The organism is Flavobacterium sp. B330r, from assembly GCF_056824325.1.
The window spans coordinates 5133199-5155948 of the sequence record NZ_CP124860.1; the positions used below are offsets into that span (position 1 = coordinate 5133199).

Annotated in this window: 13 protein-coding genes; 2 read left to right on the forward strand and 11 right to left on the reverse strand. The window is 35.6% G+C overall.

The window, feature by feature from the left end:
* Nucleotides 1–35 precede the first annotated feature (35 nt).
* Nucleotides 36–1367 carry a hypothetical protein gene (locus tag QLQ95_RS22755; RefSeq protein ID WP_482501823.1) on the forward strand — a complete coding sequence of 444 codons (1332 nt, stop codon included), beginning with the start codon at nucleotides 36–38 and terminating at the stop codon, nucleotides 1365–1367.
* Between the two features lie 104 nt (nucleotides 1368–1471).
* On the opposite strand, the gene QLQ95_RS22760 is transcribed toward QLQ95_RS22755, so the two are convergent.
* Nucleotides 1472–2347, reverse strand: coding sequence for an NmrA family NAD(P)-binding protein (locus QLQ95_RS22760; RefSeq protein WP_482501824.1), 876 nt, complete (start codon nucleotides 2345–2347; stop codon nucleotides 1472–1474).
* An 81-nt stretch (nucleotides 2348–2428) separates the two neighbouring features.
* Between QLQ95_RS22760 and QLQ95_RS22765 the strand changes: the two genes are divergently transcribed.
* The gene (locus QLQ95_RS22765; protein ID WP_095930384.1) at nucleotides 2429–2794 is read left to right on the forward strand and encodes a winged helix-turn-helix transcriptional regulator; all 366 of its coding nucleotides are present in this window, start codon (nucleotides 2429–2431) and stop codon (nucleotides 2792–2794) included.
* 252 nt (nucleotides 2795–3046) lie between these two features.
* Here the strand turns inward: QLQ95_RS22765 and QLQ95_RS22770 are convergent, their stop codons facing one another.
* The 10 genes from QLQ95_RS22770 to QLQ95_RS22815 form a co-directional block, all read right to left on the reverse strand.
* Complete coding sequence (locus tag QLQ95_RS22770; protein ID WP_253251842.1) at nucleotides 3047–4000, reverse strand: M20/M25/M40 family metallo-hydrolase; 954 nt, start codon at nucleotides 3998–4000, stop codon at nucleotides 3047–3049.
* Between the two features lie 247 nt (nucleotides 4001–4247).
* On the reverse strand, nucleotides 4248–5294 hold the full coding sequence (locus tag QLQ95_RS22775; RefSeq protein ID WP_482501826.1) for a sialidase family protein: 1047 nt from the start codon (nucleotides 5292–5294) through the stop codon (nucleotides 4248–4250).
* 342 nt (nucleotides 5295–5636) lie between these two features.
* Nucleotides 5637–7223, reverse strand: coding sequence for a SusD/RagB family nutrient-binding outer membrane lipoprotein (locus QLQ95_RS22780; protein ID WP_482501828.1), 1587 nt, complete (start codon nucleotides 7221–7223; stop codon nucleotides 5637–5639).
* A gap of 16 nt (nucleotides 7224–7239) precedes the next feature.
* Nucleotides 7240–10326: a SusC/RagA family TonB-linked outer membrane protein gene (locus tag QLQ95_RS22785; protein WP_482501830.1), complete on the reverse strand. Its 3087-nt coding sequence runs from the start codon at nucleotides 10324–10326 to the stop codon at nucleotides 7240–7242.
* A 262-nt stretch (nucleotides 10327–10588) separates the two neighbouring features.
* A complete protein-coding gene (locus QLQ95_RS22790; RefSeq protein ID WP_482501832.1) occupies nucleotides 10589–13249 on the reverse strand; it encodes a glycoside hydrolase family 3 protein in 2661 nt (886 codons plus the stop codon).
* A 12-nt stretch (nucleotides 13250–13261) separates the two neighbouring features.
* Nucleotides 13262–15505, reverse strand: coding sequence for a GH92 family glycosyl hydrolase (locus QLQ95_RS22795; RefSeq protein WP_482501834.1), 2244 nt, complete (start codon nucleotides 15503–15505; stop codon nucleotides 13262–13264).
* Between the two features lie 11 nt (nucleotides 15506–15516).
* Nucleotides 15517–17001: an alpha-L-fucosidase gene (locus QLQ95_RS22800; protein ID WP_482501836.1), complete on the reverse strand. Its 1485-nt coding sequence runs from the start codon at nucleotides 16999–17001 to the stop codon at nucleotides 15517–15519.
* Nucleotides 17002–17055: 54 nt separating this feature from the next.
* Nucleotides 17056–18909, reverse strand: coding sequence for a glycoside hydrolase family 35 protein (locus QLQ95_RS22805; RefSeq protein WP_482501837.1), 1854 nt, complete (start codon nucleotides 18907–18909; stop codon nucleotides 17056–17058).
* Between the two features lie 136 nt (nucleotides 18910–19045).
* The gene (locus tag QLQ95_RS22810) at nucleotides 19046–21358 is read right to left on the reverse strand and encodes a beta-N-acetylhexosaminidase (RefSeq protein ID WP_482501839.1); all 2313 of its coding nucleotides are present in this window, start codon (nucleotides 21356–21358) and stop codon (nucleotides 19046–19048) included.
* A gap of 312 nt (nucleotides 21359–21670) precedes the next feature.
* On the reverse strand, nucleotides 21671–22693 hold the full coding sequence (locus tag QLQ95_RS22815) for an isoaspartyl peptidase/L-asparaginase family protein (protein ID WP_320493839.1): 1023 nt from the start codon (nucleotides 22691–22693) through the stop codon (nucleotides 21671–21673).
* Nucleotides 22694–22750: the final 57 nt, after the last annotated feature.

Sequence of the window (22750 nt, forward strand, 5' to 3'; positions counted from 1 at the left end):
ACTCAATTAATAACTAATTTTTAAATGCAATAAAGATGAAAAAAAACACATTTAAATTATTTACATCTAGCTTACTAGTTAGTGCATTTGCATTAACCACGGCTTGCAGTAGCGACGATAATAAAAATTCAGAACCTGTTAATCCGGTTACAGAAGGACGTTGGATTACGGTTGCAGGAGCAGTAATGCAAACAGATCCAGGTGACGGAAACGGTGGTACAAAAGTTTACGCAATCAGCAAAGAAAACGCAATTGATCCTAACTTTTCTGTAAACGTTTACGATAACGGTTCTCCTGTACAATCTAGCAGAACAGCTCGTCTTCAATCTTCTGTAGACGGAAACACGCTTTTCAATATCACTTACACAGGTGCTAATGGAGGTGAATTTATGACGTATAAAGTAAACGGAGGAAACAATTTTGCAGTATCTGATGCTAAAGTGAATATTTCTCAATATGCTGGTACATCTCCAAGATGGGTAAAACTTTTTGATGGTGACAAAACCGGTGTTGCAGTTAACGTGGCTACTCCAATTGTTAATGTAAACGAAGACAAGTCATATAAAAACACAAGAGGAAAAGCTACTGTCTTGTCTTTAGACATGAAACAGACTTTAATTTCTGCTTACAAACAATACGATATTCCATTGACTGCTGAAGAAGAAGCACAAGGACACCATATTTTCCGTTTAGATGCTCCAACATTAAACAAAGCAGGAAACAAATTAATTATTGGAACTTGGATGCGTAAAACGAACACTGCTGATCCATCAAAAAACGAAACTACGTTTGAACGTTTAGGATCTAAATCTGTTGTGGTTGATTATCCTTCTTTAGAAAATCCTGTGGTAATTACTTCAAAAGTTGGATTTGGAGATACTAGCGGTTACAGAAGTTTCAACAGCTTTGTGGCTACTGACGGAAACATTTACCAAGCTACGCAAAGAGATACACAAAAAGGTTCTTATATCTTAAAAATCAATCAAAACAATCAATACGACGATAATTATGTATTTAGCTTAGATACCGCTTTAGGAGTAAAAGGAAGCTATATTGATGCTTGGAGATATGTTGGAAACGGAATTGCTTATGCAGTATATACTTTTGATGGCACAAATCAAGGTTATGTAGCGAGATTAGATTTGAATGCAAGAACTGCTCAAAAAGTAGAAGGCATTGACTACGACGCTGATTTAGATTTTGGACAATACCAAGGTTTTGTTGTGGATGGAAACAGTTTCTATATCGCAGTAACACCAGTTGGAAAAGATGGTAACATTTATGTAATTGATATTCCTTCAGGAAAAGTTACTAAAGGTGCTAAATTGATCAACAAACCAGGAAACCACTACATTGGGGTATTCTAAAAATATACAGCTGTGAAAACAGTTTGTTGAAAATTCATCACTTGAGTTTTTTTTTAATCGAACATTCCGCTTCTATTTATAGTAAGCGGAATGTTTTTTTATGATTATAATTTTGAAGCAAATTCTTTAGCAAAATCTTCTAATTTGATTTTACCTGTTGCATTTCCATCATTGTTTAAGAAATCTGCAGCAATGGTTTCGTTTCGTAATCCAGTTCCCATTTCGGTGTATAAACCTGCCATTTCTTCTGGAACTCCAGCTTGTGTCATTCCGCCAAAATATTGCTCGTCTGTAAATTCGATCCAAGGAAGTTCTGGTTTATCGATTGCAGATCCAAAAGCTTTTACGATTTCTGAAGGCGTTTTTACATCACTAATAATGTAACGGATATTTTTACCTTCTTGAGTTTTCTGCAATTCTTCTGCCGCAGCCGCTGCAATATCCTCTGGATGCACTAACGGAATACTGTTTGACGCTGGAAAATTGGCTCCCATTATCCCCGCTCCTTTTATCATCGGAATATCGTTAAAGAAATTAAGGTAAAAATATCCTGCTCTTAAAAACGTGATAGAAGCGTCTAATTTCTCGTAAATCTTCTCAATATTATATAGACCTGCAATTGGTCCGTTTCCTGTTGGCAAATCGGCTCCAATACTGCTTAACATCACTACTCTTTTAATTTTGGTTTCTTGAATTGCTTTCGCGAAAGCGGCACCAGCATCTGTAGTGTTTTTAATGATATTAACTCCACCCATATTTGGAGGCGTCATGGCAAAAAGAGCATCTGCACCAGTAAAAGTTTTAGAAAGAAAATCAGCATCGCTAACTGATCCGATTGCGGCTTTTGCTCCTAAATTTTCGATGGCGTCTTTACGATCTGCAGTACTGCTAATAACCGTTACATCATGCCCTGATTTTACCAATTGCGCCGTTAAAGGCTTTCCTATGTTTCCTAATGAACCTGAAATTATAATTTTCATCTTAAAATGTTTTTTTATTTAACAGGACAAAGGTATCTTTGTACTTACTTTTATACAAGTACTTACCCTAAAGTATGTATCATGACAGCAATTAAAGAATCGTCTACTATTCAAGAAAACAAGCAGTATGCCTTAGAAAAATGTCCTGTAACTTTTGTTATGGAGAAAATTGGAGGCTACTGGAAACCCATTATTTTATATCATTTATCAACCGGAGATAAACGTTATAGCGAATTGAAAAGAGCTATTCCAGCCGTAACAGAAAAAATGCTCATTCAGCATTTAAAACAACTAGAAGCCGACGGATTGGTTATTCGTGAAGCAAAACCTGTTGTACCGCCATTTGTAACTTATAAATTAAGCAGTGCAGGAACTGGTTTGCTCCCTGTAATTGATGCCATGGCTTCATGGGCTTTTAAAATGAAAGACGGCGTCTATAATATGTAATAGACACCGTCTTTGCTAAAAAACAAAAACTAATTAACTTAACTTGTTTTGTGAAATTGAACAGGCATTAATTTCACTAGTCGACTTAATTTATTCCATAAATAAAATCTAATTTAATCTGCGAAAATCTTTTAAATCTGCGTGAAATAATTCTTGCGCGTAGATTTTTTTCACGCAGATTTAAAAGATTAAAGCAGATTTAGACAGATCAAATCTAATCAGTTGACGAAATAATTAATTTCGTTCAACGATTTAATTCTGTTTTATAAAAACTAAAGTTTCTTCATAATTGGCAATTTGTATAAGAGCATTGTAAATATATTTTGAAACCAATGCGCCTCCCTCTGAATTAATCAGTTCAATATCGTCTTCTGGTGTGTGGTATTGTGGATGCCCACCGGTATGAAAACCAACTGCTGAAATGGATTCTTTGTAGAAAGAAACATGATCTGAACCACCAACGTCGCCTGCATGTATAACAGGATTTAATCCGCTATTTTCTTGCAGTTTTTTCATTAATTCTACTCCGTTCGGAAAAGTTCCTGCTCCTCCCATATAAAGCTCTTTTTTATCATTCAATCTTCCAACCATATCCATATTGAGCATCACTTTTACAGCTTCTTTTGGAACGGGAAGATGATTGACGAAATATTTTGAACCCAATAATCCTTCTTCTTCTCCGCTAAACGAAATAAAAATAATGCTTCGTTTAGGTTTTACTTTTTGTTTTGAAATTTCTTCTAAAATGCACAGCAAAGCCGATACTCCAGAGGCATTATCATCTGCCCCGTTATGAATGGCAAAAGCTTCTTTCTTTTTACTTCCAGAACCTTGTCCGCCCCAACCCCAATGGTCGTAATGGGCACCGATTACGATGTATTCCTTTTTCAAATTAGGATCTGAACCTTCAATGTAACCCACAACATTTTGCGTAGCCACACTATCAGATTTCATTTTATTGATTCCTTCTTTTACAAATACTTGGAAAGGTTGATAATATGAATTACCAAATTCTTTTAAATCATACTTTTTAAAATACTTCTGAATGTAAGCTGCTGCTTTATTATTCCCTTTTGTTCCCACAAAACGTCCTTCCAATTTATCAGATGAAAGGTATTTATCATGTTTGTAAAAGGTATTAGACATTTGTGCATTCACGAAAGTGCAGCAAAAAAATACGGTCGCAAAAAAAAGTTTTAATTTCATAATTGTTATTCTATAGATGGGACGCGGATGAAACGGATTTGCTTTGAAAAGACGCGGATTTTTACTGATTTTTTTTTAAAACACATAGAAACATAGATTGCATAACTTGAAAAAGGCGTTTCACTAACATTAAAACACATAGCTATGTGTTAAAGCTAGCTTTTTCTATTTCTCTTTTCTAGAGGAATAAAATTCTATGTTTCTATGTGTTAAAATTAAATATCTGTTTTATCATCGTACTATTATCTTATAAATCGAAAGAGGTATGTTTAATATATTTTCGATCATAAGTATACAAAACGTGTATTTTTTTGTCTGTGGTTTGGATTATGGCTGGATAGCTGAATTCTCCTTTTTCCTGTTTTTCGAGATCGAATAATTTCGTCCATTTTAAACCGTCTTTAGAATATTCTACGTCTAAAATATTTCTTCCGTTAAACCAGTCTTTTCCAATTGGAAGCGGATTATTTACCAATAAAAACGTGTTTTTGTCTACTGTTAAAGCATCAATACCAGAATTGGAATTGATGACATTTATAGTATTGGTTCTAATCCAACTTTTTCCGTTGTCTCCTGACCAGCTCGAAACTACTTTATTGTGTTTGCTACGAGACAGCATCTGAATATCACTTTTACTATGAATTAAAAATGTTGGCTGAATGATATCAAAGTTCTGATTGTTTTCTACGGCTATTTTTTTCCAAGAATCTGTTGCTTCAGTATACTCCTCAACATGCACGCGCCATTCGTCAGTGCCTACACTTTCTGTACTGCTTCCGCATAAAATTACGCCTGGAGTAGTTTCTATTGGTTTATTTCGAATTGGACCTAAAATTCCGTCTGGAAGATATTTTGGTTCTCCCCAGGTTGTTCCGTTATCTTTCGAAACAATCATAGCGCCAAACCATTCTCTCGGATTTTTTCCAATTTTATAAAACAAATACAAATTCTCGCTTTTGCTTTTAAACAAAACCGGATTCCAACATGGTAGTGTGTCTCCGTTTTTAATTAAGGGCTGAATCAGTTCTTTTGGTGCAAACCATTTTTTGTCTTTATAAGCCGAAATATAAATTCCGACATCTTTTGCACCTTCATATTTTCCACCAAACCAAGCGGCTAAAATCTCATTGGGTTTGTATTCGACCAAAGTTGAGGCATGGCTATTTGTGGTAACAGGCGGATCTGCAATATAATTGCTTTCAATATTTACTGCCTTCAGTTGTGCTTTCATTTCATTAGAAAAAAGAAATAAAGCCAATAGACCTACTACAGCATATTTTTTCTTTAAAATCATTTTATTTTGATGAAAATTAATATTATTTGTGCTTGTTTAAAATTATTAAACACATCGAAACATAGCTTTCCTAAACCTAAAAAAGCGTTTCACTAATTCAAATACGCATAATAAAAGTCTATGTAAAAGAAATCTTTTTCTCTTTACTTTCCTTTTTAGACACAGAACCTATGCTTCTATGTGTTCAAATTAAATTTGGTTCAATTTCAAACGAAGGGAATTGCTAATTATGAATTAAAGTTGGGGCAAAAATTCACTGGTTTATATATAAAACAAAAGGAGAGTTACCTCTCCTTCTGCTCAAGTAACAAATCGATTGGATTTTTTACTTTACCAAATTAATTATTTTGTGTCCCACCAAAGTCTTGTTCCACCAGAATCTGGACCTCCTAATTTAGAAACTCCTTCATCTACAGCAGCTTTGTTTGATGAGTACTCATTTGTAGTGTAAATAATTCTTTTCATCAAAGATTTACCAACTCCAGCATCTGGGTTATCAGTATTTAAAACTGGATAGATTACTTTAGCATCGCTTCTACGTAAATCTGCCCAAGCTTCCCAAGATTCTGGGAAAATTGCTAAGTATTTCTGAACTGCAATTTGAGTTCTTTGATCGGCAGTAGATGCAGACCAAGCCACTGGCAATTTAACTGGAACATCTTGTAAATCTAAAGTTGGATAAACTGTCAAAATGTTTGGTAATGTTGGCAATGTTGTTCCAGCAATATAAGCGTTAACGTCAGCTACTTCTGTAACTCCCCATTGTGCAAGCGATAATCTAATACCTGTTTCATACAAAGTTTTAGCATCTGCTCCCATGTTCCATCCATTTAAAGCTCCCTCTGCTCTACTCAAGTAGTTTTCAGAAGCCATGAAGATTTCAATGTTTTTAGTTTCGCTAAGTGTATTAGCAGCTCCATTTCCTAAGACATTATTGTTGAATTTAGAAAATTCTGTAGTTCCGAATTGATCTTCTAAACCTCCAACTGGATTTCCTCTATATACTCCTGAAGCAATTGGTGCAAACCATTTAGCTAAACGCGGATCATTGTAACCTACTAAGATACTTTCCATAGAAGATGTCATTACATAACCCCAGCTGTTTACAATCATATTTAAATTGTTTGGAGTAATGTTACTTGCTTTAAAGAAAGCACTTTGATCATTTGTTTGCATAACTCCAGCGGCTACTGCAGCTTCAGCTTGAGTTTTTGCATTTGCAGGTTCTTTATCCGAAATTCTTAAGGCCAAACGTAATCTCATACTGTTTCCGAAGATTCTCCATTTGTCAACACTTCCTGAATAAACTCTATCATTTGGGGCAAGAGAGGCAACCGAAGTTACAGAAGTTGAAGCTAATGTTGCATTTGCTTCATCTAATAGTTTAAAGAAATCTGCATAAATAAATTCTACGCTGTCGTAAGGAACTTTATCTTTTCCGTTTCCAGCTTCAGTATAAGGAATTGGTCCGTAAGCATCAACCATTTGGTTGTACATAAAAACTTTCCAGATTTTTAAGATTGCAGTAGCTTCTGCGTTTCCTTCAGATGCTTTAATAGCATTTGATAACGCTGGAGCCGCAACGGTGTAAAATCTTGTCCATCCTCTACCTTCGTATCCATTAACGAAAGCATTTCTTTCCGTTCCATATCCACAGTTTAAATAGTGAATAAAAGTTGAAGATAAAATACCTGTAGCAATACCCCAAGTACCTTGATCATCTACTCCTGGAGATGAATAAGAACCATTGTGTATACCTGCGTATAATGCAGAAGCAAATGCAGGACCAGCTAATGTAGCATCTAACTGATCTTCAGTTAATGAATTAGGATCTTTGTTTATTTCATCAAAATCGCCAGTGCAGCTTGATAAAATAGAAACTGCCATTAAAGCAACTCCTAATGTTTTTATTTTAAAACTATATTTCATGATGTCTCTTTTTTAATTAAAATCCAAATTTAACATTCACTCCATAATCTCTCGTTGATGGAATGTTGAAAGATTCTATACCTTGCAAGTTACCTGTACCTGCTCCTGCTTCTGGATCAAAGTACTTAGCTTTGTTTAAGAAGAAGAACAAGTTTCTACCTACTAATGAGAAATCGATGCTTGTAAATCCTGAGTTACCTAATAAACGTTTTGGCATTGAATAACCAAAAACAAGCTCTCTTAATCTGATGTTTGTAGCATCATAAACGAATGGCTCTGCAATTGGAGTTCTTTGACCGATTGCTGTCCAGTATTGTTCAGCATTGATGCTTGTTGTATTTTGAGTATAAGTTCCGTTTCCGTTATCTACAACCCCATCAACAACGATTCCGCCATTTCTTCCTGCCAAAGTAATATCACTTACCCCTAAACCAGCTTGTCTAGCTTGAGTGTATGAAATAACTTCACCACCGATTCTAAAGTCAACTAAGAAGCTTAAAGAGAAATCTTTGTATTTGAAGTTATTTTTGAAACCTGCAGTCCAATCTGGGTTAAAGTTACCAGCACGAACATCAAAACCATTTGTTGCTAATGGAATACCAGCGCTGTTTACTAAAATTTCTCCAGCTTCATTTCTTTGGAAACCTTTGATGTATAAATCACCATATTCTCCACCTTTAACTACTTTACTTCTAACTAAACGTCCTTCACCGATTACTAATTCATCACGTCCTTCAAAGATAGATTTTACTTTTGACTTATAAGAAGCGTAGTTTGCTGTAATATCCCAAGAGAAGTTTTGTGTTTGAATTGGAGTTGCACTAAGCGTGAACTCAAAACCTTTATTTTCGATATCTCCACCGTTTACAATTGCTCTAGAATATCCAGAAGGTTCAGGAGTGTTGATGTAGAAAATTTGGTTGTTAGTTAATGTTTTAAAGTATGTGAAATCTAAACCTAAACGATTGTTGAAAAATCTAACATCAGCACCAAACTCATTAGAAGAAGAAATCTCCGGTTTCAAGTTTGGATTTGCTTTTGTGTTTTGTCCGTATAACATACCACCATTACCACCAATGTAAGAGAATCTTTGTTGTGTTTGATAAGGATCTGTATCGTTACCCACTTGAGCATAAGAAGCTCTTAATTTTGCAAAACTAATTACTTCTGGTAATGTAAACATATCAGAAAGAACAGCAGAAAGTCCGAAAGATGGGTAGAAATAATCTTCTGGTAAAGTAGAAGACCAGTCATTTCTAGCTGTTAAATCTAAGAATAAATAGTTTCTGAAACCAATTTGACCAAATCCGTAAACAGAGTTAATTCTTTTCTCTGAAGCTGTAGAAGTAGATTGAACTGTTTGCACGTTTGATAACGCGAAGAAGTTTCTTTTACTTAATACACCGCCTGAATTTAAAGCTGAACTATTTTGTTGCAATGAACTCGCACCAGCATTAAGACCGATAGAGAAATCTCCGAATTTTTCATTGTAAGAAAGTAAAGCATCAATGTTTAATTCGCTTACTGTTTCATAAGATTCACTGTATGAACCCATGTTGCTATTGAAAGCTGCAGTTGCATATCTGTTTCTTACATTTTTGTTTGTCATTTGGTCTAAACCAGCTCTACCTTGTAAACTTAAAGTTTTTGTAAACTCATATTTAAGAGAAGCTAAACCAATAAATCTATTTCTTTTATCTGTACGAGCATCATCTCTTAAAGCAGACCAGAATGGGTTTCCTCCTGGAGCTCCAGTTTCGTCAAGGAAATAGTTTACTTGTCTTTGTCCTGCAGCATCGATATATTCGAAATCTTTGTAATCGTTGTAAGCGATACTACGAGGTAATAAATAAGCAGAAGTTCCGATAGACTCTTCACCTGTTCTCAATAAGTTATCGATATCTTGAACGATGTAGTTTGTTTTAGCGTCTAAAGTTAATTTGTCTGTAATTTTACTAGTCAATCTTAAGTTAAGATTGTGTCTGTCCAATTGGTTTCCTCCAACAATACCTTCAGCACGTGTGTTAGTATAAGAGAAATATCCTTGCGCTTTTTCGTTACCAGCAGTAACTGTCAAAGTGTTTGCTAAGTTATATCCTGTTTTGTAGAAATCAATAACGTTGTTTTTCTGTGGAGAATAGTTTTGTGTAGCTGGTCCTGCATAATTTGGATTACGAACCAATTGCCAAGCAGATACCTGACGTCCGTCTAAAGGTGCACCCCAGCTTGAGCTTGAGTTAGAAACATAATTTCCATTTGTACCTTGTCCGTACTCGTTTTGTAAATTCATCAAGTTATAAGCAGAAGAAGCCATAAAGTTAGATGATAACGAAACTGAAGTTTTTCCAGATTTACCAGATTTAGTTGTAATTACGATTACACCATTTGATGCTCTAGATCCGTAAAGAGCTGCTGCAGATGGACCTTTCAAAACAGTCATCGAAGCAATATCTTCTGGGTTAATGTTAGAGATACCATCAGGTTGTGTAGTTCCTCCTGTATCAATATCAGGGTTTGTATTCGTTGTTCCGTTAGAAATTGGCACACCATCTACTACATAAAGAGGCTGGTTGTTTCCGTTAAGAGATCTGTTACCTCTTAAAGTAATTCTAGAAGAAGAACCTACACCATTTGAAGTGGTAGAGAAGTTTAGACCTGCAACTTTACCAGAAAGTGAGTTGGCAACGTTTAATGATCTAGCTTCAGAAAGTTCATCTACAGAAACGTTTTGTGCAGAATACGTAATTGCTTTTTTCTCTCTTTTAATACCAAGAGCTGTAACGACTACCTCTCCTAATTGCTGCGTATCTGGACCTAATGATACGTTAATTGTAGTTTGTGATCCAACAGCAACTTCTTTTGTAGAAGATCCTACGTAAGTAAAAACTAAAACTGCTGATTGATTTGGAACGCTAATGCTGTATTTACCATCAAAATCTGATGAAGCACTCGTTTTAGTTCCTTTAACAATAATATTTGCTCCAGGAATTGGAATTCCGCTTTGAGCATCTGTTATCGTTCCTTTTACTGTTGTCTGCGCTTGTAGGCCTTGGAACCCAAAAAGGCATATGACAAACAGTAATTTTAGTACGCTTTTAATCATATTAGTTGTTTTTTTAGAGTTAATAACATGTTAAACTTAAGAATACATTCTGTTAACAAAATATAATTTCGACAAATGACAATTTTTCGCAGGTGTTGGTAAATCTTTGGTCATTTATTGAAAGAAAACGTTTTCATTTGTAATCCTACTCTGCCTTATAAAAAAGGCCAAAATCTATTAATCTAATAGATTTTGACCTTTTTTAGTTGTATTCATTTTTTTAACTAAAAATCGTTTAAAATTATTCGGCATTTAACACTTTTTAGTTCGAAACCTTGAATTTGGTTTTTAGAAGATCCGATGAGTTTCCGCCAACCATTACTTCGAAGTCTCCAGGCTCTACAACATACTTCATTTCCCTATTATAAAGGCCTAACTCATCCTTAGTAAGTGTAAAATCAACAGTTGTAGTTTCTCCTTTCTTAATATTTAATCGTTTGAAACCTCTTAAAGTTTTCTCTGGTGTCGTTACAGAACTATATACATCATTTATATACAACTGAACCACTTCGTCTCCATCTCTATCTCCAACGTTTTTAACATCAACAGAAACTTTTATTTCTCCATTTGGTTTAATTTCAGAAGTATTCAGCTTTAAATTAGAATATTCAAACTTCGTATAACTTAATCCGTAACCAAACGAATATAAAGGATGCTCGCTTTCTGCTACATATTTATGTATTGCAGATGGTTTTTGGTTATAATATATAGGTAACTGCCCTACCGATTTCGGAACTGTAATTGGCAATCTTCCTCCAGGATTGTAATCTCCAAATAAAACATCGGCTACCGCTCTTCCTCCTAACTCACCTGGAAACCATCCTTCCAAAACTGCTGGAATATTTTCAGCAATCCAGTTTGTAGAAAGCGGGCGACCGTTTAATAACACACAAACCACTGGAGTTCCTGTTTTTTGGATCTCTTCAATCAATTGCTGCTGGATTCCGAATAAGTCTAAAGAAGCAACGTCTCTGTTTTCTTCTACCAATTCGTTAGATTCTCCTAAAACTACAATCGCAACATCTGCTTTTTTAGCGGCTTCGATTGCTGGCTGTAAGTTTACTTTTTCTAAATTCCAACGGAAATGAGCTCTGGCTCCCCAGCCTCCTTCCCACATCTCAATGCGGACTTTGTATTTTTTACCTTTTTCGATATTTTTTGGAACTGTAACCATGCTTGTCGCACCTTTTGTCCAGTTGTCGATTACCAATTGGTCATCGATATACATTCTAATTCCGTCATCAGAACTTAAACCTAACCAACCGTCCAATGCTTGATCCGATTTTAAGAATCCAGTCCATCTAATAGAAAAATCATCCACATTCACACCATCACCAGGTGCCCAAGGCCAGTCAAACTCTAATTGGCTATCAATACGAGTTAAAGCTGGTGTTCCTTCCAGATTTCTGTTATTGAAATATTCTCCTTTTAATCCGTTTTGAGATTCGTCTGGAGTAAATAAATATTTAGACGGAATAATTTGTCCTTTTACAATTAATGGAACTCCTTCTTCATAAACTACATTAGCCGTTTTTCCAACCAATTCTTTAACTCCTTCGTAAACCGTCATACCCACGCTATTTTTAGGAGCATAACCACCCAATCTTGAAGCATTTGCATTTGGCCCGATAACTGCGATATTTTTTAACGATTTACTTAAAGGCAAAATATTGTTTTCATTTTTCAATAAAACCATCGATTTTTGAGCTGCTTCTAAAGCAACTTTCTGATTTTCTGGAGTATGAAAACGCTCTTTAATTAGATTTTTATCTATGTACGGATTTTCAAATAATCCTAACAAGAATTTCAAACGCAAAACGCCTCCCGCTGCACGGTCGATATTTTCTGTTGTCAATTTCTTTTCATTTACCAATTCAATAATGGTGTTCTGCCAAAATTCATTGCTAAAATCGTAAAACTGCATATCAACTCCAGAAGAAACTGCTTCTCTAATAGCATCTTTTGGAGAATCAGCCACTTTATGAGTCGTTTGAATGTATTTAATAGCTCCTAAATCTGAAACTACAATTCCTTTAAAGCCCCATTCTTTTCTCAAAACATCAGTCAATAACCAGTGATTTGCAGCACAAGGAATTCCGTCCAATTCAGAATACGCACACATTGTTCCTAAAGCACCACCTTTTGTAAAAGCTTTTTGGAAAGATGGCAAATGATCTTCTCTTGCTGAACGCTCTCCAACTAAAATTGGCGAAGAATTTCCTCCCGCTTGCGGAATACCGTGAACGGCAAAGTGTTTAGGTTCTGCAATAATAGAACGATCCGATTTTAAATCGTCTCCTTGCAATCCTTTAATGAAAGCCAAACCAATTTCGCTGTTCAAGAAAGCATCTTCACCAAAAGTTTCAGCAACACGTCCCCATCTTGGTTCGCGCCCTAAATCTAAATTTGGTCCAAAACCAAAATGAACTCCATGCGCTCTAGCTTCCATACCAATTACTTTACCCACCTTGTCCATTACAGCAACATCCCAAGTTGCTCCAAGTCCAATGTTCATTGGAAAAGCGGTACTTCCTTCGTCTAAATAACCATGAAGCATTTCACACATAATCAAAGCTGGAATTCCCCAACGGTTTCCTTTGATTACATTGGTTTGAAGATCGTTGATCATTTTCGCTGAACGCGGATAAAGATCATGAATCGCTCCAATTCCTAATTTCCCGATTTTTTCTGCCGATTTAGCTTTAGCAAAATCTTCTTTATCTTTAAAAAAATCTCCTCTATACATATCCATCTGACGCACTTTTTCTTCAAGTGTCATACGGCTTAGCAAATCTTGTACTCTCTCTTCTACTGGTAATTTGGCATCCTGATACGGATACTTTTTCTGGGCGTTGGTCTGGTTAAAAAAACCAACAGCCATTACAAAAATAATGGCCGTTTTCCTCATTCTTAATTGTAACATAGTTGTGTGTGTTTAGTTTTGAATCACTTTAAGCTTTGTTCCATTCACAAAATCATCATGTGAGATAAAGAAGCTGTTATGTGTTTTTCCGTTTAGCTCAATCGAATTGATTTTCCCACCATTATTTTCTTGTCTTTCAATTACGATGCTTTCTTTTTTATAATAGTTTGGATCTAATTTAATCGTCACTCTATGAAACATTGGCGTTGTAATGGTGTAAATTGGATCTCCCGGCGATATTGGGTAAATTCCCATCATCGAATACACTAACCAAGCCGACATTGTGCCTGTATCATCATTTCCTGGTAATCCTTTTGGTTCATTTTTGAAATATTCGCGAACCAATTTCTTTACCATTTCCTGAGTTTTATATTCTTCGCCTTTCACATAATTGAATAAATACGGATTGGCAATATCTGGTTCGTTTGCCATATCAAATTGCTTAATATCAAAGATTTTCTGCAATTGCGCCGAAAAAGCTTGATCACCACCCATTAATTTCTTTAATCCAATAATGTCATGCGGAACCATAAAAGCGTACTGCCAAGCATTTCCTTCGATAAAACCAACATTTTCTTCAAAATTAGCTCCAGAAGCAGGATCAAAAGGTTCGTACCATTTTCCGTCAGCCGTTCTTGGTCGAAGCAGATTTAAGTTTTTATCAAATAATTTTCTGTAGGATAATGAACGTTCTTTAAAACGTTTTACATTGTCTTTGTCACCGAACTCGTTGGCCATAAGCGAAATAGAATAATCTGAAATATTATATTCCTGAGTTGTAGAAACTGGGCCTTTGTTGTCGGTTGTTAAATATCCTTTTTTGATATAATCTTTCAATCCAGGACGAAGCGGATTATTTTCAATATTATCTGCGCCTTTCAACATCGCATAATAGGCTTTATTAACATCATAATCACGAACTCCCCTCATATAAGTATCTGTAATTACAATACTTGCAGGGTCTCCAACCATGGTAAAAGTTTCAGTCGAATTCAGTTCCCATTTGGGTAACCAGCCGTTTTCATCAAACATAGTCAACATACTTTTTACCATATCAGATTGCTGTTTTGGATAAACCAAAGACATCAATGGATGTACATTTCGGTACGTATCCCATAAAGAAAATACGGTATAACGGGTGTCATCGGTTTTACCAATTTTACTTCTTTTGATTACGGGATATTGTCCGTTAATATCATTTAAAATATTTGGGTGAATTAAAGTGTGATACAAAGCTGTGTAGAAAATCGTATTGTCTTCTTTTGAACCACCTTCAACCAAAATTTTAGACAATTCTTCGTTCCATTCGTTGTAGGTTTCTTTGTAAATTGCATCAAAAGATCTGTTACCAACTTCTTTTGCTAAGTTTTCACGGGCATTTTCGATACTTACGTACGAAATTCCAATCTTCACTTCAACCGTTTCTTGTTTGTCGAATTTATACGTAAAATAACTTCCAATACTATCACCTACTACGGTTTTAATGGTATTTTCCATTATTCTCGCTTTTCCGTTGTAACCCATCCATTGCGCTTCAACGCCGTTGTATTTTGCAGGTTTTTTCCAAATTCCAAATTTATCGGCTGGTTTAGAAAATTGAGCTACAAAATAAACCGGATAAGCATCTTCTGGACTATTGTAACAAAATGAACCAACAGATCTCATTCCTTCAATTTCTGTAGAAGAAACCACTTTTATCATTGCGCCTTCTTCGTTTGTTAATCCTAAACCAAGATTTAATAAAATATTAGATTGCCCTTTCGGGAAAGTGAATCTGCTCACGCCCACTCGTTTTGAAGTGGTAAATTCGCCTTTTACTTTGTATTTGTCGATGTTTACGCTGTAATACGCTGCTTTGGCAACTTCATTAGAATAGGTTGAACCGTATTTTAAATGATCGATTTCTACATTTCCAGTTGTTGGCATCAATAAAATAACACCCAAATCTGGACAGCCAACTCCGCTTAAATTCACTTGACTAAATCCTGTCAAAAAAGTATTTTCATTCACATACGGATTAGAAAGCCACTGACTGTCTTTTTCCATAGGCGTATTTTTTACTCCAGCCACATTAAACGGGCTAATACTTGCCATTCCGCGTGGTGCAATTGGTCCTGGGTAAGCCGCCCCATAATTGGAAGTTCCAATAAACGGATTGACAAAATCGGCAGGCCCCTGCGCAAAAATAGTAATGCTAAAAAACAGCATGTATAAAATACATGCTGTTTCAAATTTGTTTTTAATATTTAAAACCATAGGCTTCGTTCTTATCTGTTGATCGCTTCAATTTTTAAAGTCCAAGCTTCTTTTGCAGGAAGATTGTTTCTTAAACTTTCCGGAATAATTACTTTAAATCCGTCTCCTTCTTTGGTCCATTTTAAAGAAGTTTTAGAACCTAACATTGTAATCTTAGTTCCATTTTTAGGACTGATAGATTTTACAGTAACTGCAGCAGGAATTTTATCTTCTCCTTGTTTAGCTAAATAAAATGCGAATACATTACCCGCTTTATTTTGTGTAAAACAAATATTTTCTTCTTTGTAAGGCTCGATTGGTTTTGTGTTATAAATCGCTGTGCTGTTTACTTTCATCCAATCTCCGTAGGCTTGCAATAAATCGTAAGCCCCTTTATCCCATTCTCCTTCTGGACTTGGAGCAATGTTTAATAATAAGTTTCCGCCTTTAGCTACAATATCAATTAACATGTGAATACCTTGTCTTCCAGTCATGTATTCAGCACCTGGAGAATAAGACCATCCACCGCCTGCAGGAATACAAGATTCCCAAGGATAAGGCAACGTTTTAGCAGGAACACGTCCTTCTGGAGTTAAGTAGTTTTGGTTTTTACCATGAACTGCTCTATCAACCACAATTAAACCTGGTTGTTTTTGACGCGCTTTTACAACCAATTCATCCATTTTTGGATCTTGATCTACCACTCTGTGTTTAATGAAACCGTTTTTAGATTCGTTTTCAGTAAATTTCTCGTCGTAGTTTTCTTTGATGTTTACTTGGTCTCTTTTTCTAACCCAGCCACCATCTAACCATAAAATATCAACTTTACCGTAGTTAGAAAGAATTTCTAAGATTTGGTTGTGCGTGAAATCAACATATTTCTGCCATTTTTCTGGGTATAAAGACGGATCGTAATTTACGTTTCTGTCGAATGGAGGAAAATAAGGATCCCAGTAGTTTTCGTTGTGCCAGTCTGGTTTAGAGAAATAAGCTCCTGTTGAAATACCTTCACCTCTAAAAGAGTTGAAAATTTCTTTTAAAACATCTGCTTTAGGGTTGGTATGAAAAGGAACATCTTTACTAGTAATCTTGTAATCAGAATATTTAGTATCGTACATGTTGAATCCGTCATGGTGTTTTGTAGTGAAAACCATGTATTTCATTCCAGCATATTTAGCCGCTTTAGCCCATTTTTCAGGATCAAATTTTACAGGATTAAACGTTTTTCTTAAACCTTCGTAATCTTTAATATAATCATTATAATTAGACGGATTGCTTCCTTTTTTACGTTCACACCATCCGTAATCTTCAGGGCAGATAGACCAAGATTCTACAATTCCCCATTGGCTGTAAGTTCCCCAGTGCATTAGCAAACCAAATTTTTTGCCTTGCCACTCGTCTAAGTTTTTCAAAACCAACGGATCTGTTTCTGGTACGTATCTTTCATCTTCATAAATCGCCTGAGCGAATATCTGAGCTGAAAATAAAAGGGCGATTATGAATATTCCTTTTTTCATCTTTAATCTAATTTATAATTTATTATTCTTTGTTTTCTGGTTTAATAGGTAATCTTAATTTAATTTATCAAGTATCGGTTGATCTGTAAAAGTTAATTCTGTTTTGTTATTTTCATTAAGCTGTTCCAATACAACAAACTTATTCTCGCCTGCTTTCAACCAGCATCCTGGTACATAAAGCGTTTGCTGTGGTCCTACTTTCCAGTAGCGACCAAGATTGTGGCCATTAACAAATACAATTCCTTTTCCCCAAGCAGACATATCAAGAAAAGTATCGGCTGGTTTATTGATGTTCACAATAGATTCATATAAAACTGGACGTCCTGGCTTTATCGTTTCGTTTTTGATAACTGGCACTTCACTCATCGGCATTTTATACATTTCCCATCCACCACTAATTTCATATTCATTAATGAATACTGGAGAAATAATTCCTTTCGTATTATGCACTATTTCGGCTCCGTAATTAATACGTCCCATATTTTCAACTAGAATTTCTAAAATACCGTTAAAAGGAATAGAAAGGGTCAACTCGTAATTTTTGAAAACTCTATTCAATTCACCCACCTTAACTCCGTTTACATAAACTGTAGCAAAGTCTCTTAATCCCTCAATTTTTAATTTGCCAGAAGAAATTGGCTGAGTAAATCGTTTACGATATAAAACATATCCATTTCCTTGACCTAACTTTTCAAATGTTAAGGGCTGGTCATTTACAACCGCTTTTTCTTTTTTGATCCAACTTAAAACATCCATAGTGGATTTGACAGGCTGATTAGGATATTTTGTAACTGGTATTTTCTCTGGAATCGGTGCAAATTTTGTTTTAGAGTACTTTTGCATTACTTCACGAATAGCCATGAATTTTGGTGTAGCCCAACCTGCTTCGCTGATAGGAGCATCATAATCATAGCTTGTAATATCCGGCTGAATATCACTTTCTTCATTGTAATTAGCTCCAGAGGTAAATCCAAAATTAGTACCACCGTGTACCATATAATAATTAAAAGAAACACCTGCATCAAGGTACTTTTTTGTCTGACTTGCTATCTCCTCAGATCCAATTTTAATAAATGGTTCTGCCCAATGATCCAACCAGCCAGAATAAAACTCTGCTACCATGTATGGCCCTTGTCCTTTATGGTATTTATCAACTTGCTTCTTTAAATTCTCTATATTTGATTCCCCATTTGCAGTCGGCAACACGCCTTCAACAGCACCGCCTTCAAACAGCCAAGTACCGTCAGAAGTAAAAAAGGGCTCTGGGAATCCCGTTTCTTTAAGCATATTGTAAATTGCAGTTTTGTATGCTTTATGATCCTCAGCACTGATATCGGTTCTTTGAGAAACATAAGAACCAAATTCATTTTCAGCCTGAACCATAATAATAGGCCCGCCTTGGTTAGCAAAAAGTCCTTTTACCTCTGCATACAAATGTTCAAGATAGGTTTTGCAAGCGTCTAAAAATGCTTTGTTATTGGTACGAATTACTAAATCTGGATTGTTTTGCAACCACCAAGGGTATCCTCCAAATTCCCATTCACCACATGCATACGGACCTGGTCTAAGAATCACATACAATCCTTCGCTTTTAGCAAGACGTACAAACTCTGCTAAATTTTTATTTCCTGTTTTAAAATCCCATACACCTGGCTCTACTTCGTGATAATTCCAAAACACATACGTTGCTACGGTATTCAATCCCATAGCTTTAATCATTTGTAGCCTATGTTTCCAATATTCTTTAGGAATACGCTCATAGTGCATTTCTCCCGAATGTATTTTTATAATTTTCCCATCTTGTTTAAATTCTCCATTAGATATAGAAAATCCTTTGCTTTGTGCCCTAGTAAAAAACGGCATCAAGCAAATCAATAATACTCCGAGCTTAAATAATATCTTATTCATTCTTTTTCAGATTATACATTTATAAACTTAACAAGCATTTCACGTTAAGCTATGTGTTAGAAACTAGTTTCTTTCTAAACTCTTATACCAAGTTTCAAAAGAAAAAGAATCTATGTTTCTATGTGTTTAAAAATATTTAATTCACCAAAATTTCATCTACAAACAACCAAGAGCTTTCTCCTTTTGGACTTTTCTTTAAGTTACCTCCAATTACTTTTACAAAACGCGCATTTTGTTTTTGGAAATTGATTTTGAAATCTTTCAATTCCGGAACTGGATTTACTGCATACGGACGCATTATTTTACCCACTTGCGTATATTTAATTCCGTCTGTAGAAATCAACACTTTTACTTGAATTGGGAAATTAACTCCAGCGCCTTGACTTTCTAAAGCCCCAACTGTAACTTGTTCTATACTTTCTACTTTCTCCAAATCAATTACCAATTCCATATCATTAACCAGCCAAGCCTGCCATTGTCCATCATGGAAATTTTTGCTTCCGCGAATAGCATTTACCATCGTATTAGCATCTCCTTTATAACTCTGGTTGAAAGGTGTTAAGTATTTCACTTTTTTTGCAAATCCTTTATGGAAAACAATCGTATCCGTAAATGTTTTTCCAACTGGTTTTTCATCTTGAAATAAAGAAGCTTTTAAAACAGTAGTTGCTGCAATTTCAATTGGAGTTGTATATTTTATAGCATGATGATCGATGCTTTGGTTTCCTAAAACATAGCGGATATCTGGGTTTGGAAATTCATTTTTCAGTTCTACTTTCACTTGTTTATTGGTCAAATCTGCTGTTGAAGAAGCGGTTACCAAATACGCGCTTTTCGCATAATTCAATCCTTGATAATCGTAACGTTTGAACATTGAAAACAATCTTGATGTAAAATCATTCCAATTGCGTCTCTCTTTCGGACTCCATAAGGTTTCAGACAAAGCCGCTAATCTTGGAAAAATCATATATTCAGAATCTTTTGGTCCTGCGATATGTTCTGCCCATAAATTGGCTTGTCCGCCCAATACGTGCGCAGCTTCCTGAGGTGTCATAGTTGAAACTACAGGATCAAATTTGTATACTTCGCTTAACGGATTATAAGCATCAAAAGCCAAAGGTTCTTCGTTTTGAGGCCCTTGGTAAAAGTTGAAATAGCAAGGCGTTTCTGGTGTCATAATTACATCGTGACCTTGATCTGCTGCTTCAATTCCGCCTTTTGTTCCTCTCCAGCTCATTACAGTTGCATCTGGAGCTAAACCGCCTTCTAAAATTTCATCCCAACCAATTACTTTTTTACCTTTAGAATTGATATATTTTTCCATGCGTTTTACAAAGTAGCTTTGTAATTCGTCCACACTTTTCAAATGCTCGTCTTTGATTCTTTTTTGGCAGTGCGGGCATTTTGTCCAATTGGTTTTAGTCGCTTCGTCTCCACCAATATGAATGTATTTTGAAGGGAAAATGGTAATTACTTCATCAATTACATTTTGTAAAAATTCGAACGTAGTTTCTTTTCCAGCACAATAAATATCTGTTAAAGGCCAAACTCCGCCTGACGGCACACCAATTCTCTGGTTGAAACAAGCTAATTCTGGATAAGCTGCAATGGCACTGCTCACGTGAGCCGGCATTTCGATTTCTGGAATTACTTCAACTCCTTTTGTCGCAGCATATTTTACGATTTCTTTTAATTCCTCTTGCGTAAAAAATCCGCCGTAAGTTCCTTTTTCATCAGGATTTGTCGTTAATCTGGCATTCCAAGAAACATTTTCCTGATCTACTCTCCAAGCACCAACCTCTGTTAGTTTTGGATATTTTTTAATTTCAATTCTCCAGCCTTGATCGTCAACTAAATGCATGTGCAGAACATTCATTTTATGTGCTGCCAAACGATCAATTGTAGCTAAAACATAATTTTTATCGAAGAAATGACGTGATAAATCCAACATTAAACCTCTCCATTTAAAGCGAGGTTCATCATTAATGGTCAAGCTTGGAATTTGCCATTTTGCAGAGCTAATCGTAAATTTACTTTCGATGGCTTCAGGAAGCAATTGTCTAACACTTTCTAAAGCATATAAAAATCCATTATTTCCTTTAGCAGAAATCACAATATTAGTTGGATTTACATCCAAAACGTAAGCTTCATTTTTTAAGTTCGGATCTGTTTTTAATAAAACATAATTACTCGCAGGAGCTTTTGTGGTAACTTCTGGTTTCCATCCTGCAGCAGTCTCAAATTTTGATGCCAAAGCATTTGCAGCGTCTTTCTGAAAATCACCGTTAACCACAAACTTTGTATCTCTTGTAAATTCAAAAACCCCCGTTTTAATAAAAGTCTGACTCGGTTTTGGAATGATCCGAATATCATTTTCCGTATAAACTTTCTGTGCATTCGCCGAGAAAATTGAAGTGATTACGGTTAATAGGAATAGTAATTTTTTCATTCTTTGTTTTTTGGTTTCTCTAACAGTTACTTATAAATCTACTTTTAGAGATATACTTTTTTAGTTTTTGTTTGTCATCCTGAGGAACGAAGGATCACACTAGGAATTCCTCAAAGAAATTCGTCAATCTTTGTCGATCAACTAGTGTGATCCTTCGTTCCTCAGGATGACAAAACTGTGTCGTTAAACTTTGTCAAAGTTTCAAACTTTGACAAAGTTCTCAACTCGCTATGTTATTTATTAAGAGTGAAACGCCTCTAAACACAATACAATTCTATGCTTCTATGTGTTTAAAAACATTTACGCCCAGTTTTATTTATCCCAAGACATTTTAAATTTCGCGTCTTCCATTCTGTGGCCTTTTGCGTCATCAGAAACGGCGTAATTAAATCCTGACCTTAGGCTGTAACCTGCGTATTCTCCGTTTTTATTCAAAGCAATAAAACCAACTTGCAGGTATTCCATGTCTTTGTGGTTTTTATGTTTGTTGTAAATACGTTCTGTGATTTCTTTACAAGCATCATAAGGAGATTTTCCCTGACGCATTAGTTCGACAACCATAGCACTTCCGGCAGTTCTAATAACCGCTTCACCCAAACCAGTTGCCGCTGCGGCTCCCACTTCGTTGTCCAAGAAAAGACCCGCGCCGATTATTGGGGAGTCACCGACGCGTCCGTGCATCTTCCAAGCAGCACCACTTGTGGTACATCCGCCAGAAAGATTGCCATCTTGGTCTAACATTAGCATGCTTATGGTATCGTGATTTTCTATATTAATAACTGGCTTGTATTTTGAATCTTCTAGCCATTTTTTCCAGTCTTTTTCAGATTCTGTAGTTAATAAATTTTCTTCTTTAAAACCTTCAGACAAGGCAAATTGCAATGCTCCTTGCCCTGCTAACATTACGTGTGGCGTGTTTTGTAATACTCTTTTAGCAACAGAAATGGGGTGTTTAATTCCTTGCAAGAAACAAACAGATCCGCAATTACTGTTATGATCCATGATACACGCATCAAGAGTCACTTTCCCTTCGCGATCTGGATATCCTCCGTAACCCACACTGCGGACATTCGGATCTGCTTCAGGTATTTTCATTCCAGCTTCGATAGCATCTAAAGCTGATTTTCCTTCTTTTAAATTCTTCCAAGATTCTTTATTTGCAGGCAAACCATGATTCCATGTCGAGATGATAATTGGTTTGGTCTGTTTTTTATCTTTTGATTCAGCTTCTGGTTCATTTTCGTGATTTGCAGCAAATCCGCTTACACCCAAAACAGAACTAATGGCTAAAGTGCCTAAAGTGGTTTTCTTAATAAAATCTCTTCTATTTGACATGTCTTTTTGGTTTTAATTCAACTTTCAGAAACTAATTGTTCTTCATGTTGCTAAATT